Consider the following 14890-nt stretch of genomic DNA (forward strand, 5'->3'; position numbering starts at 1 on the left):
ATTAAAAATAATTATTGCTTTTATTGCTTATAAAATAGTATTTCCCTAGTGTGAGTTCGCATTTACTAGTCATAATTTTGACTTCTCTGAGCTTTATATTTGAATTACACTAATGTCTTTTTAAAAAACTTGCAAATATTGGACTTTATAACTTTTGATTGATGAGTTTGTTAATTAATTAGACGACAATTTTGCTGGAATTTAGAAAATATTAAGCATAAAAATATGTCTAGAATCAAAATTACTGACTTGCAACCTAACAATCGAGTTGAAGAACGCGAAATAGCTGAGGCTGTTATGACGGCAGTCATGGGAGGAATTCAAATTCAGCTTCTAGGTAATAATTTTCTGGATGCGACATTCAAGGGTTTTACATTGACAGTTTAAATTTGACAACATATTCCTTGTAGAAGGGGCAAATTCAACGAAAATCAGCGAGTGGCTATCCCTTCTCAACGAGATGCTGCGCGAACAAGGGGTGTCTGGGATAGCCGCCCGTTTTAGTCATTGGTCACTTGTACTGCCCTTCTCTACGAGAGGCTGCGCCAACGACTACGCTCAGGAAACGCGTAGTCGTAAAGCCTGCGGCATAGCCACGCTTAGGGCGCAGCCTCTCCAAGAGTTGTATTAGTCATTAGCACTAATGACCAACTGGATTTATGCGTGAACACTACCATAATTCTTCTCTCAATAGAATTATCCTTACAGTCCTACCTAGGGAGTTCCATAAAATATACCAATAATCAGAGCAACAATTATTGGTATTAAGATGGGAATAGCAACTATAAGTCCCCACTTACCAAACTTAATTTCCTCACCCTCAGATTTTAAAAACGCAATCCAACCTACAACTCCCATCAAAATCCAAAGACACCCAAAGGCCAGAAATATAACAAATACTGAATCGTCCATTTTTAAAAATCAAATCTATAGAAAAAACATTTCCTTTAATCCTAACTAATGTCCACCAACTAACTTTGCTAAACTTGTACGAAACTGGCTAAAATCAAAAGCTTCAATAGTTTTTTGCTGCAAGTATTGTGGCTGGTAAATTACTGGGTTAGAGCAATCGCCTTGCAGGATTTGAATTAGATTATCGGCAATTTCTTCAACGTTATCAGGATCAACTAAACATCCCAATTTTCCTTCAGCCAAGGGGTCTATAGAACCATCTTGATTCCCCGCCAGGACAGGTTTACCACAAGCTAAAGCTTCTAGGTAAACAATACCAAATCCTTCTCCTTTACTAGGCAAAGCAAAAACATCACAGAGATTGTAATAATCACACAATTCTTCATCTGGTATAAATCCTGCAATAGTGACACAATCTTGTAGATTCAAGTTGCTAACTAAAGCTTTAATTCGAGGTATATCATCCCCTTTCCCTGCAAGAATGAAGCGAACATTAGGGACATGCAAGCGAATCTTGACTAACGCATGAAGTATTTGGTCGTAACCTTTGTATTTTGCCATGCGTCCCATCCGCGTTACTGTTAGAATTACAGGCTGTTCATCTGTTAAGTTATATCGTTTCAGTAAGTAGGTAGGTTTAGGATTTATTTTAAATTGTTTGGCATCAAAGGTATTAGGTAAAAGAACTATTTTCTCGGAGTCAATATTTTTTAATTCAAGCAAGCGCTGGCGTGTGTAATTACTAACACTAATAATTTTATCTGCTTTTTGTAATGCTAATTTAGTAACATTATTTTCTATCTCCCAAACTTCTAAGCCATGAGCAACTACCCAGTAAGGAGTCCCAGTAATAAGTTTTAAAATATAACAAGCAATGGCATAGTTAACATGAGTTGATATGACTAGAGTGGGACGTTGAAGAATAGCCGAAATAATTATTTTGATCGCAAATAAAATACTTTGCAATAATCTTGGTAAATTTCCAAAATAATGAAATTTTGTTGAAGTTAAAAATTGCAAGTTTTCCTGCTGTTTTAAATTGTCCTTGTCATACTTGAGAAACACATCATAATGAGCTTCAGGATATACATCTTGTAAAGCTTTCAGCAAAAATGTTGAGTAAACTTGAATACCTCCCTTAAAATCAAATATATTGGGAAATATTAAGTAAAAATGATGTTTATCAATCGTAGATTTTTTCAGCATTGTAAATAATTTCAGGTTTTAATTGCATGACCAAATCTTTTCGAGAATTTATAGCGGCTGCCAGAAAATAAAATTCGATACTTGTAAAAGTATAGTCTTCAGCAAAAAAATCTGGTATTTGAGACGCTAAAAACATCATAATTGGAATGATAGTCAGAGGATTAGCATGTCTAGCATAAGATGCTATTCTTACTAAAAAATTAGTAAATAACAAGAATCCAATAACTCCTTGTTCTACTAACACATTTAAAAATATATCATGTGCATGATAACCTTTAACCCCAAAAACTTTTACTCCTATATGTTCTGCAAAGGCTCCTATCCCTATACCAGTAATCGGTCTTTTAATAGTTTCATTAATAGCTGCCTGCCAAAGCGCAAACCTTGACAAGGCTGTTCCTACAGGACTAGGAAGCACTATTTCGCTAGGATTGGTTATAAATAAATTAATTAAGGGAAATATTTTACTATCTCCCAAACCAATTCTATATGTAGATACTGGTATGGATATAATACATAAAAGCCATAGGCTCATGATAAAAATCATTTTTCTAATACTAACAATTTTATATATCAATAAAAGAAACATACCAAAAATCAAAACTAGCCAAGCATTTCTGCTGGCAGACAAAGCTAGGCAAATAATAAAAACAAATTCGCTAATGTATAATTCAAATTTAGATATCTTGCTCTGTTTTTCTAAAATTAGGCTTAAACATAATCCAATGGCGACTATTACCCCAAACTGATTAGGATTCTGCATTATTGATCCAATCTGGGGATAATAACTGGGAAATTTTAATAATTCAAAAATCCAATGATTGGGAAATAAAGCTTCTACAAAACCAAAAGCCGCAATTATTTGTAGTAAATATAATATACAACGATAGTAAAATGTTAAAGATGATGTTTTGAGATTTCTAAAAGTTAGAACTAAAAAAGCAAAAAATTCTATGAAGTAAGTAGAATATTTTATACTGTAAGTAATCGCAGTATTTGGAAACGGGCTAATCAATGCGGATAGCCACATCCACAAATACAGTAGACTCATAGATATCAAAATGGTTCTATGCTTTTTTAAAATTTCTGGGATTCCTTTTACAGATAAACTAATTATCCCAAAGCTAAATACAGGAAGTAATAAATAATGAATCCCAATATTTATTCCCGGAAATTTAATCCGCCCTAAAAGCGAAGAAAACAGTATGAGCAGAAAAAATATATTAATCATAACCTTGTAGTTGTGGATACTTAATTTGGCAACAAAAAACCGGCAATAAACCCAAATTTACAAGTTTAAGCAGAGATTTTGATATTTTTTCCAGCTAAAATCCTGAGCACGTAAAGAATATTATCATATTACAGTCGTCGGCGATATCATCTTTTGAAGCTATGAGTGAGCTTAGATTTTAGCCGAGCAAAATATTCTGGAGTGCGACGCCAAAAGTGACATGAAGTATGATATGGCAGATGCACAAAAAATAAGTAAGTCAAAAACTTTTCAGAAACCTGATTAATTATTTATTTTAACTGGGAATTCAATCCGCCGAAATCAGCTTATAATCTGCCTTTGAAGTATCTCTGTGATTGGTGACTTAAGCCCTAAAGTTACCAAAAACAACCACCCGCAAAGCTCATCAAGCTAAATTGGCAGTGCGATTTTATTTTTGAGAAATCCCAATTAACAATTCAACCGAGAAAACTTGGCAAGTCCTCACTTTCCAAGGGTTTGAGCTATGTAAACACATAAACAAAGCCTGCTATGCAGGCTTTACCCGTAATTATCTTTAGGGCTTACGCCCAATTAAAATGAAACTCGTTATTAATAGTTAGAACGGGAGCTAGATGAGCCTACCACATTAGGGTCACGGTAACCTACAGTATCATCAGCTTTGCGGCTCTTGCGACCAAATAAACCAAATAAACCGAGCAAGCCTAGCAAACCCCAATCGCCATCGCTATAATTTCCGTCGGTAGCAGTGCGGTCTGTAGTGGTATCTGTAACAGTACCATCAGGAGTGGTTGTTGTCTGAGCAGAAGCGGGAAGAACTGTGGGCAAGGTAGCCAAACTTAGAGCTAGAACAGTACTTCCTAGAATTTTGGAGACATTAAAGCGTTTCACGATCACATTCCTCAATTGAATTGCTGCAAGTAATAGTTAAAGCTTATTAAGTTTTGACAGCAGCCACATCAATCTTTAGCTGCAAATATAAATCCGCTTAAAGTTGCATTTGCGAACGAGTAAATAAGCATTTTGGTATAGATTATATTATCGTGTATGGCAAATTATGCAATCCTACAAGTCAGCGATCGCATTAAAACTAGCTCGATTTCAGAAGAGAAAATTTTCTTTTTTCAAAGATAAAATCACGTCTTCAGGTATGACAGATGCCGATAATTGAAGGTAATATTTCCGTAGCGATCGCCTCTGGTTCAATAACTGCGTAGTTTTTGCCTAATAAATAACTCCAATGTCGGTTGGGTTGAGGAACGAAACCCAACATTTTCAGAGCTTTGTTGGGTTTCACTCCATTCAACCCAACCGACAAATCTTCTTAACCGAGCAGTATTGACCTCTGGTTGAGAAAACACAGTAATTTGGGTCAGGGGTGCGATTAATAATTAAAGTCTTGCATAAATAAATACAGAATGATTTTATAGGTTTTATTTTGGCGTTGCAGAGAAAGCGGGATGATTTAATAACTTCCAAAATTCCTCCCGTGCCCCAATTCATCCCACTGTTCTGCAACGCCTTATTTTGCATCTTTGCGTGAAGCTTTCATGGCATAAGTGTAAATAGCATAAGTGTAAATATCCACAATTCACAATTGACATTTCTACTAAAATTGCTATTGCGTTATCTCTCAACTGCTGCAAAAACTTCTGCACTTTTCAAGGACTCATCTGCCAAATCTTGAGAATGTTCTCACCACTCCCACCACCGGCAATACTTTGTCCATCTGGGCTAATGGCAACAGCATAAATATATCCAGAACCCGTCTCTAAAGTGCGGATTTGCTTTCCTGTTACTGGATTCCAAAGTTTAATTGTCTTGTCACTGCTGCCACTGACAAGAGTGACACCATTTGGACTTCCGCTTGGCAAAAAGGCGACAGAATTAACCTTATCATTATGTCCCTTTAAGGTGTGGATTAACTTTCCTGTTTTCAGATTCCACAATTTGATTGTTTTGTCTTTACTGCCACTGGCAAGGGTAACACCGTCGGGAGCAAAAGCGACTGAAAGAATTGACTCTGCATTTCCGTCCAAAGTGCGGATTAACTTTCCTGTCTCTAAATTCCACAATTTAATTGTTTTGTCCCAGCTACCGCTAGCAAGGGTTTTACCATCAGGACTGAAAACAACAGATGGAACACCATTCCTATGTCCCTCTAAGGTGCGGATTAACTTTCCTGTCTTCAGATTCCACAGTTTGATTTTCATGTCCTTACTAGCACTACTACTGGCAAGGATTTTGCCATCAGGACTAAAAGCTACGGAAGTCACTCCGTCGCTGTTTCCCTGCAAGGTGCGGATTAACTTTCCTGTTTCCAGATTCCACAGTTTGATTGTCTTGTCCGCACTGCCACTAGCGAGGATTTTGCTATCAGGACTGAAGGCTACAGTCCAAATCCAATTGGAATGTCCTTCTAGAGTGCGAATTTCCTGTCCACTTGCCAGATTCCATAGCTTGATTGTCTTATCGTCGCTGGCACTACCAAGGGTTGTGCCATCAGGACTGAAAGCTACGGAATTCACGTCGCTAGAATGCCCATTGAAGGGTTTGGGTAGATAAGAATTTTCCGAGACGCTTTTTTGGGGCTGAATAGGCTGAGAAATAGGCTCAGGAGACTCGCTGACTGTATTGGGGCGAGACTGGAAATACCAAACTCCCCCCAATCCCAATCCCAATGCCAAAATGCTAGAACCTAACAGCAGTTGACTTTTCAGCTTATTATCTGGTTTTGGTGAAGCTGGCCCCTTATTTACTGAGGTAGCTGCAAATGATGGTGTAAGGAATGTTGGTGTAAGTATCGTTGGGGGGATTGATGACAATGGTGGTAGTTCAGGTGTCAAGTCAGTGATGACTTCATCAGCCGATTGGTAACGCTTTTGGATGTCTAGTTGCAACAGCTTATCCAAAACTTCACCCAACTCTATAGACACAGAAACCCCGTCCCTACCTGGACTGGTCAAATATTGCCGCCAAGACGAAACCCAAGCATAACCCTGCTGCATCCACAGTTGAGATGGGCGAACCCCAGTCAGTAGATGAAAACAAGTCGCCCCCAAACTGAATAAATCACTGGCTGGGTAAGCTTTTCCATCTTGCATCTGTTCAAGTGCAGTGTAACCGTGTGAGCCAATAACAGTGCCCATTTTAGTTTGCACTGTTGCCGTCAGCTGCTTGGAGGCTCCAAAATCAATTAGCACTAATCGCCCGTCACTTCGACGGCGAATAATGTTCTGGAGTTTGATATCCCGGTGAATCACTCCCCGCACATGGATAAACTTCAGCACATGCAATAAATCTAGCAAAAATTCGCGAATCTCTGTTTCGTTGTAGCTTCCCCGCGTCTCCAATTCCTTAAGCAAATTTTGCCCATCGATAAACTGCTGTACCAAAAACAGATAGTTATTTTGCTCAAAATAAGCCAATAAAGTGGGAATTTGCGGATGTTCTGCGAGTTCTTGCAGTCGACTCGCTTCTTGTTTAAATAGCTCAATAGCCTTTGTTAATGGCCCAGTTCCCTGAAGTTTTGGTGCGAATTGCTTAACAACACAGCATTCATTTAGTTTGTGTACATCTTCTGCCAGATAGGTTCTACCAAATCCGCCTTCATCTGACAACACCCGAGTAGGACGATAGCGACCTCCCAGCAGGGGTATCAATTCCACTTTACAACTGTGACAATAGTTGTTTTTATCAGAATTTAGGGGTTTTTGGCAATCGGGATTCACACAACAGAGCATACTGGGAATCCATTTCATTGGAGTATATATTCATCTTAAGTCATGCAGTATAATCTCTCTTGTTAGTCAATTTAGTCAATCTCATTGAGATACCATACAAATCGCCAATTTCCTTACCTCATCAGGTATTCAACAATTTAGATAACTTGGAAAAAGTTGTGCTTTAGCTATGCCTTTTGAGGGATTGACTGCCGTCAATTTAATATATCCATTATGTATGTATTCTCGATTTAGTAGCGCGGCAGCATCTGGCTCAGGTTGGCAAAAATATCTCGGCAAAAATCCGAAAAGCAGTAATTTCAGTTTGTAACTCAGTACATACCTACCGAATTGAGATTTACTTTAGAGACGCGATTAATCGCGTCTGTACAAAATTCAGGAGTTACAATAGTTCAAGAATCAAGACGCTAAATTTCAGTTGAGTCTACAGAAGAAGTCAAATTTATTTCCTACGGTAAAAACAGCAAACAAGAAATTAAATTCATTCATCCCTTAAATACCAAAATGTCAGCAAAATTAGGAGCGTGATTATGCTATTAGAAAACAACAACTATCGTCGCAAATTCAATAAGATTTTAATTTGTTGCTTGAGTAGTAGTTTGTTAATCACAAGTAATGTGCTGCCTATAAGTGCTTTGGGAAAACCTCAAAATTCTCAAAACTTCATCATTGCCAAATCACCAGATGAGAGACAACCAGAAGCAGTAACAAAAGGAGTTGAGCAACTTCCTGCTTCTCAAGCGTCAGTATCTCCAAGACGGAAGACATCTATTGAGTCACCAATACAAACTCGTCGGATATCGTCTAGCACAGAAAATTCTCAGCGAACTTCCAACGCTTCAAATGATAGCTCTACTTCTAGATCGTCTGGACGGAGAACTTCTAACTCAAACTCTAATGGTTCCAATAGTGGCTCTGCATCTAGATCATCTGGAGGTAGAGTTGCTAACTCAAACGCCAATCGTTCCAATGCTGGCTCCGGGAGAGTTCGCAAGCCAAGTTCTAATGTAGCTACAAGTAGGAACCAAAATCTCGATAATTCCGCGCTTTCTTCGCCCGCGACACCTACTTATAAGGAGATTAACTTTGTAGATGTCTCAATGGGGATTCTGAGTCAGAATGACTTTCAATCTCAAGGTAGATATTTTCATTTCTATGAGTTTGAGGGTAGAGAAAATCAATTAGTCCAAATTAGGCTGATTGGCAGTAACGATACACGCAGATCAAATAACTTAAGTTTAACTCCCTTGTTGTTTCTGCACGATCCTGATAATAATATCATCGTCAAAAAAGGCACATTGGATAAAAGCAGTGGTGGCGATGATGCATTCATTTTTGCGCGTTTACCTGTGAACGGCACTTACAAAATTGCAGTTACTAGTCGAGATCCCGGTGAGATAGGTCGCTATAGTCTGGCTCTGAGGAATGACAGGGCTAGTTATACCTTAGATGAATCAGGTCAACTAAGTGCTAAAAGCTCAACCCTGAAACAAAATGGCGGCGCTTACAATATTTCCAATTTTCAAGGTAAAAAAAATCAGCTTGTTAGTATTCGTGTAGATAGTGTCGATGAAGAGTTTTCTCCTTACATAGCCTTGCTAAATTCTCAAGGACAGACGATCGCTATAGATAAAGACAAGGACAAAAATGGTGTGTATACTGCTTTAATTGACCGAGCTAGGTTGCCTGAAGATGATACGTACTATGTAGTTGTTACTTCTAAGAATCCACAAGAACGCGGTAAATACAGATTGACTATCTTCTAAGATAATTGTCGGTTATGGTGTCGAGGCTATTAGACTTATTGCAGAAGTGGGGAAAAGGGTAAGGGGGAAAGGGATGGAATTTTCCCTTTCCCTTTGCCCTTTTCCCAGGCTACAAGAGACAAGACAAGCCAACCCAAGGTTTGCTTCTCCTACCAGAGTGACAAAATAGGGTTAATAAGCAAGAGCAATGCCAGCCGGTTTGCAAGAGTCATTCGCACCATATAGCAACCCGGTTTTCGGGTCTGTGAAGATAGACTCAGCCGCACCCCAAGTTAAAAATGGCGCAACCCTGTATCCCATTTCCCATAAGCGTTGGAAATCAGCAGACCCAAGAGTGTAGGGTTCGGTCAGCACGACATTAGGTAGTCCCTGGTAGTGAAAGCGAGGAGCGTTGACAGCTTCAGCAATGTTTTTATCGTAGTCAATGATGTTAGTAATAACTTGCACAACAGTGGTAGTAATTGTTGGGCCTCCAGGACTACCCGTCACCAGAAAAACTTTGTCATTTTTTTTGACAATGGTGGGTGACATCGAACTGAGGGGACGTTTACCTGGGGCTATGGTGTTAGCATTTCCTTGCACTAAACCAAAGCTGTTGGCTACGCCTGGTTTAGATGTGAAGTCATCCATTTCGTTGTTGAGGAAGAAGCCTGTATTGCCAGCAATCTCTCCCGTGCCAAAGTAACCGTTGAGTGTGTAAGTTACAGCCACGGCGTTACCGTAACGGTCTTGAATAGAGTAATGGGTTGTGTTGGTTCCCTCATTGGATGTAATATCAGAATAAAGAGGCTGTGGTGCAATCGCCCGATCTTGTGGTAGCTGGAAACGGATCGAGGCTGCATAGTCTTTTGATATGAGTTGCTCAACAGGATTCTGAACAAAGTCGGGATCGCCTAAGTATTTGTTGCGATCGGCAAAAGCATACAACATACTGGAGAGCATGAGGTGGAGGCTGTTTTTGGAGTGCCAGCCTAGTTGTTTGAGCTGATATCCTTCAAGAATATTTAGCATCTCACATAGGGTAGTACCGCCTCCTGGAGGTGGTGCAGAGATCACTTCATAACCGCGATAGTTGCATTGTACTGGTTGACTTTCAGTGGCTGTGTAGGTGGTAAAATCTTCAAGTGTGAGAATTCCACCGTGAGCGCTGCTGGCTTTGACAATCTCTTGGGCGATCGCACCTTTGTAGAAAGCATCTGCACCACTGGTTTAAATTTGCTGGAGAGTCTGGGCTAAATTTTTCTGTACCAAGCGATTTCCTGCTTCTAATGGTTTATCACCATTTTGCAAAAATATGCTTTTGACATTCGGCTGCTTTTTAAACTGATTAGTTCCAGCTTTGAGAATATCAATATCTCCTGGCTGCAATACAAAACCCTCAGATGCCAGTTTAATCGCCGGATTAATTACCTGTTGACGGGTCATAGTTCCGTATTCAGAAAGCGCTTTCGCTAATCCTCTAACAGTTCCCGGAACTCCAACTGCAAGATAACCTTTTTTACTCAACCCAGTTACCTTTCCCTGGTTGTCAAGATACATATCTTTTGTAGCTTTTAAGGGGGCTTTCTCACGAAAGTCGATAAATGTATCTTTACCATTAGCGAGGTGGATGAGCATGAACCCACCTCCGCCAATATTCCCGCAGCAGGGATCGGTCACAGCTAACGCATATCCAACAGCGACTGCGGCATCGATTGCATTGCCGCCTTGTTGGAGAATTTGTAACCCGACTTCGGAAGCATTGTGTTGCGTGGTAACAACAATGCCGTTTTTACCGGATACAGGGGTGATGGGGTTTTGTTGCAGCTATATGCGGTTGAGTTTTTGCAGCCCAGCCAGCTACCAATTTTGTAAAGATGAGTTAACGGATGGTAAACACTACCTCCCAGTGCCAGATGTAAACCAATAGCCAAACCAATACCTATCAAGCTAACGGTAACGACTGACAGGCATTTTTTCCATCTTTTGCGTGGTCTCATGTGTGTATTTTACGGCAACACAGTCTAAAAAGTTAATCACAATTTTGAGCAGTTTTAGCTGTGGATACAATTGCGCCTGCAATACCAAGAGCCTCCGTTTCAACAATTACGCCACCTTCAAAACCCTTGTTTTTATCCTTTAAAGAATTTCAACCGTAGTTTCCTGGACTCGCTGGAGAAGACTTGTATAAATAGCAAATTCTATTCCTTTAAGAGCAACACCAGTTTAGTAAGTATCACTGCGTTCCTTGTCGGTCAAAACTGAATCATCGCAACTTCCCTGATAGCGCTTTTGGGCATTGTAAGTACTCTGACCGTGACGTACTAAAATCAAACGGGTTACACGAATTGGGCATTATTAGGCAACTTTTTGTTTGACTGCTAAAGTTTTTAAGAGTGTTGCAGTTTTTTCAACTCCGGCACAATCAAAAATAATTTTATTGGGTTGCTCTTTGAGATAATTAATAATTTTTATAGCAAAGTAATCAGATTGCAATTCATTGGGATTGAGCATTTTGACAATTCCTAAATCGCTTAACTTTTTGGCTCTAATGGTTTGTTCTCGATCTTGGTTGCCTGTAAAGGGAAGAATCATGGCTTGTACACCTGTGGTTAAAACATTCATTGTGGTGTTATAGCCAGACATATTTATGGAAAGTTCTGCTTTTTTCATATAATGTAGCAAGTAAGGAGTATACCGTCGAATGTAGATATTTTTGCTATTTCTTGCCATTGCTTGCAGTTCATTAAATTTTGAATCTGGTATGAATGGTCCGGTAAAAACCTGGATGTTGTGTGGCAATCTTTTCTCTAATAAAGGTGCTGTTTGTACTACACAATTAAGCAATTCATGACCAAATCTACCACCTCCTACACTGACTAAAATCATGGGTTTGTTTGAATTAATAATTTCTTTATCCTCATCGGTAAAAATAGGATTATTTGGTGGCTCTTGCACGACATATCCGGTGTAATGTACTTCACAGTTGAGGTCACTTACTCTAGAAAATGTTTCTTCTAATGGTGCAAGTTTAGGGTCACCGTGAACCAGCAACATATCAAAATACTTGTTGATTAAGTTGCAAATTTTTTCTTCGTGTTTCGCTTGTTTATCTCGTTTAGTAACTACAATATCTCGCAAGCTAGAAACTACTTTTGTTGAGTTTTTATTTGATTTTGCCAATTCTAGTAATGGAATTAATTCAAAAGAGAAGCGTCTTCTGCCAAAAGGAAATAATTCAATAATTAAAATATCAGGTTGGAATTTATTAAAAATTTCCAAAAGTTGATTTTTTCTGAGTTCTTTGGCTTCAGGAATGCTAAAGGCATCATCTACTACTTGCAGTTCTGCAAATTCGGGGTCAGTTTTAATGGCAGGCAGGTTGATGAGTTCGATACCAGCAGGAATTTCAAATCCTCGAATTATTTCTCCGCCATTAATAAAACAAATTTGAAAGTCTTTGGTTAAACCGCGCACAATTTCCCTACTACGAACCAGATGCCCCATACCCAAAATATGTTGGCAGTAGAACATAATACGTTTCATGGAATTTTACCTCTGTCAGTTTTGATTGTTGGAATCAGGCAAAAGAAAGATGAATAAATACTTTTTACTTTTTACTTAAACAATTTTGGCAATCAGTGCTAAATCTGGTAATTGTTCCGGGGACTGGTAGCAATATGGAATCACGCTCTTTTTTTTTGCTAGTAACGTGGAGATCCAATGGCTAATTTTCGGCAATCTATTCAAATTAATTGCCGGAAGGGAAATCTGCGGAGTATGCAGTTGTTGCAACAGCGATCGCAGATAAAATTAACTCTGAGCACAATTTCACTGTTTCATCGATTTCTGTCCCCAAATACTTGGCAGACATTTCACCCAATGTCCCTCGATTTAAGCAAGGTAGTTTAATGTAATCGAGTCTTTTCGGGAGACGAAAACTGTGCAGCATCGGCGAACCAGAAACAACCAGAATAGAAAGTTTTGGAATTGAATCAAGTAAGTGGGTGCAGATTGCCAGCATTCTGCGAATATTACCAAGACCGAAGCCATCGTGGGAATATACCATCAGTCTCATGGTTAAATGTCCCTCAATTATTCAGTGAATGGATGCCGTACTCATTCAGTAGCTTCCCAATCTTCCATGAGTCTTTTATGAAACTTTTATGAGAAAATTCTCATCATTTGTTTGTAAAAAATGATTCAGCATTCAAAATTGTCTAGTTTTTTTAAAATTGTGTAATAAATTTGACAAAAAATCCGCTGAAATTCTACTTTAGAAATAACGTGTGTCGCTAATCGACGCATCTCGCCTGAACCTTGAAAACCGCATAACTTCGTTGAGATGCGTCGATGCCTTATGCAGTAAAGTTTCTAGGCTGCAAAATTGACAAATTTTTGAAAGATTTGTTTCATTGATATTTACTTTACGATCGCATCGCCCCGAAAGGGGATGGAAACGCTAAAGCTATCCACGAAATGAAATAATCTCGATATCTTTTTGATCGTATCGCCCCGAAACGAGATGGTAACAATAATAAAACTTTTGCAAGGATTACCGAAAGTCTCTTAGTTTTAAATCTCTTTCCCCTCACGGGGATGAAAAAAGTTGAAATGGCAAGTGCGTAGACGTGTTGGCGTAGCCTCTCGCAGAGAAGCGGCTTGTCGTCAGACATCGCATTGTCCAATGGTTGCTTAAGTCAAGTCAGGCGATCGCAATTTTGCAACCATTGTCTAAATGCAATCAGTCACTATGAGATTAATGGCACGTCACTAACAAAGCGAAAATTCTTTTAGTAAAAGAAGGCAAAAATATTCTTTTTCTTTCTTTTGCCTTCCTTGATAAAGGTAACAAAGTTATGCTATGTCAGTATGGATACTACGTGCCAAAATGGGTAAATGCTGCACGGATCGCCATAAACCACACTGCAAGGGTAGCGAATAGGTAGAGGTAGAACCGAAGCATAATAAAATTGAATGTACAATGGACGATGCTATGCAATACGCGAAATACAACAAAAATCCATGCAGTGTTTACATACAGTTCATCAACCTGCTTTGTGATGAAGAGGTATAGCACCAGCACATAGAAAAGTACTGGAATCTCAAACAAGTTTTTAAAGTTATCCGATGGATTAGATACGTTTGGTGGCGAAATCTTTGCCAGTGCGCCCGGTACAGCAAGATCCTGCGAACGGATATTTCGACTTTTGATAAAATTTATCCGGCGTATGTACATATACACGCAGACTAAAAGTGTTAAAAACACTGTTGCGAAGAAAGGGTTAAAGATTGCATCTTGTGTCACTTTTACCTCTTAAACTTGCTCGTTTTGCTGATGGGTGATTGTTAAGCTTAAAAATAATATAGGCTTAGTACTTCAATGCTCATAGACCTCGATCGAGTACACTTTAGACTACTTTTCCTATCACAATTTTTTTGTATCTTCTGTTTGAAACCATTAACCAAGCCCATAGCAAACATGACGTGCGATCGCAAATTACACCAAAAATTGGCGAATATTTTACAGCAAAAGAATGGGCAATTTTTTTATTTGACCAACTACCCTTAAATAATCGCACTCATCCGGCGATCGCATAGCGGTAGGTATCATTTACCATGAATGATACCTACTTGCAGATCCAACTTGGATTGCTAACTCAGTAATTACACAACGCTAGACGATAAATTGTTCAGAACAGACTTGTGTTCTGAACCAAAAGACTCGTGTTGTGAACCAACAGACTTGTGTTGTGAACCAACAGACTTGTGTTCTGAACCAATAAACTTGTCAGAAATTTGAAACCTACCTTCGGAGGTTTTGTCTGTACAGCCAAGCCAGTGTATTGGGTGTAATATAAGCACAAGCCAAGCCTGATAGGAGAGATGAGGTAGCAAAATCCTCCATTATTTTTTGGCATGGAAATGCGATCGCTCCTTCGCGATCGTCTTATCGGCAAAGTCTAAAATCCTTTTATAAGGGAAATGCTGAAAACCCCTGAGAAACAGCAACGCAGTTGCGTTTTTCGTACTTCAGGCAGGGGATGAAAGCT

Annotated in this window: 13 protein-coding genes and 2 pseudogenes; 3 read left to right on the forward strand and 12 right to left on the reverse strand. The window is 39.1% G+C overall.

Translation table 11 applies throughout. The annotated features are described in order from the left end of the window. Positions 1-225 precede the first annotated feature (225 nt). A complete protein-coding gene (locus RM347_RS20295) occupies positions 226-387 on the forward strand; it encodes a hypothetical protein (RefSeq protein WP_322716983.1) in 162 nt (53 codons plus the stop codon). Positions 388-714: 327 nt separating this feature from the next. Here RM347_RS20295 and RM347_RS20300 read toward each other — a convergent pair whose 3' ends face one another. The 6 genes from RM347_RS20300 to RM347_RS20325 form a co-directional block, all read right to left on the reverse strand. Beyond that, complete coding sequence (locus RM347_RS20300) at positions 715-912, reverse strand: hypothetical protein (protein WP_322716984.1); 198 nt, start codon at positions 910-912, stop codon at positions 715-717. A gap of 45 nt (positions 913-957) precedes the next feature. Continuing rightward, on the reverse strand, positions 958-2118 hold the full coding sequence (locus RM347_RS20305) for a glycosyltransferase family 4 protein (protein WP_322716985.1): 1161 nt from the start codon (positions 2116-2118) through the stop codon (positions 958-960). Further along, positions 2096-3349: an O-antigen ligase family protein gene (locus RM347_RS20310; RefSeq protein ID WP_322716986.1), complete on the reverse strand. Its 1254-nt coding sequence runs from the start codon at positions 3347-3349 to the stop codon at positions 2096-2098. Before RM347_RS20310 ends, RM347_RS20305 begins: the two co-directional genes overlap by 23 nt. A gap of 591 nt (positions 3350-3940) precedes the next feature. Continuing rightward, on the reverse strand, positions 3941-4240 hold the full coding sequence (locus RM347_RS20315; protein ID WP_322716987.1) for a WGxxGxxG family protein: 300 nt from the start codon (positions 4238-4240) through the stop codon (positions 3941-3943). 253 nt (positions 4241-4493) lie between these two features. Then, entirely contained in the window at positions 4494-4646 is a 153-nt protein-coding gene (locus RM347_RS20320; RefSeq protein ID WP_322716988.1) for a hypothetical protein, read from the reverse strand. 364 nt (positions 4647-5010) lie between these two features. Next, on the reverse strand, positions 5011-7092 hold the full coding sequence (locus RM347_RS20325; protein WP_322716997.1) for a serine/threonine-protein kinase: 2082 nt from the start codon (positions 7090-7092) through the stop codon (positions 5011-5013). Between the two features lie 530 nt (positions 7093-7622). Between RM347_RS20325 and RM347_RS20330 the strand changes: the two genes are divergently transcribed. Continuing rightward, on the forward strand, positions 7623-8858 hold the full coding sequence (locus RM347_RS20330; RefSeq protein WP_322716989.1) for a peptidase: 1236 nt from the start codon (positions 7623-7625) through the stop codon (positions 8856-8858). Between the two features lie 171 nt (positions 8859-9029). Here RM347_RS20330 and ggt read toward each other — a convergent pair. The 6 genes and pseudogenes from ggt to RM347_RS20360 form a co-directional block, all read right to left on the reverse strand. Then, positions 9030-10622 (reverse strand): annotated as a pseudogene (ggt, locus tag RM347_RS20335) (gamma-glutamyltransferase). After that, entirely contained in the window at positions 10520-10837 is a 318-nt protein-coding gene (locus tag RM347_RS20340) for a hypothetical protein (RefSeq protein WP_322716990.1), read from the reverse strand. The pseudogene ggt and the gene RM347_RS20340 overlap by 103 nt, the downstream one beginning before the upstream one ends. 226 nt (positions 10838-11063) lie before the next feature. Continuing rightward, positions 11064-11171: a histidine phosphatase family protein gene (locus tag RM347_RS20345; protein ID WP_322716991.1), complete on the reverse strand. Its 108-nt coding sequence runs from the start codon at positions 11169-11171 to the stop codon at positions 11064-11066. Between the two features lie 24 nt (positions 11172-11195). Beyond that, the gene (locus RM347_RS20350) at positions 11196-12383 is read right to left on the reverse strand and encodes a glycosyltransferase family protein (protein WP_322716992.1); all 1188 of its coding nucleotides are present in this window, start codon (positions 12381-12383) and stop codon (positions 11196-11198) included. A 256-nt stretch (positions 12384-12639) separates the two neighbouring features. Continuing rightward, positions 12640-12915, reverse strand: a pseudogene (locus RM347_RS20355) (glycosyltransferase); the annotation flags it as partial. Between the two features lie 801 nt (positions 12916-13716). Next, positions 13717-14145, reverse strand: a complete 429-nt coding sequence (locus tag RM347_RS20360) for an MAPEG family protein (protein ID WP_322716993.1) — start codon at positions 14143-14145, stop codon at positions 13717-13719. Between the two features lie 131 nt (positions 14146-14276). Here RM347_RS20360 and RM347_RS20365 point away from each other — a divergent pair, with 131 nt between their 5' ends. Next, positions 14277-14438 (forward strand): hypothetical protein, encoded by a 162-nt coding sequence (locus tag RM347_RS20365; protein ID WP_322716994.1) that lies wholly within the window; start codon positions 14277-14279, stop codon positions 14436-14438. The last annotated feature ends 452 nt before the right edge of the window (positions 14439-14890 follow it).

Origin of the sequence: Nostoc sp. ChiQUE02, assembly GCF_034531305.2 — a bacterium.
In the GTDB taxonomy this organism is placed as follows: Bacteria; Cyanobacteriota; Cyanobacteriia; order Cyanobacteriales; family Nostocaceae; genus Nostoc.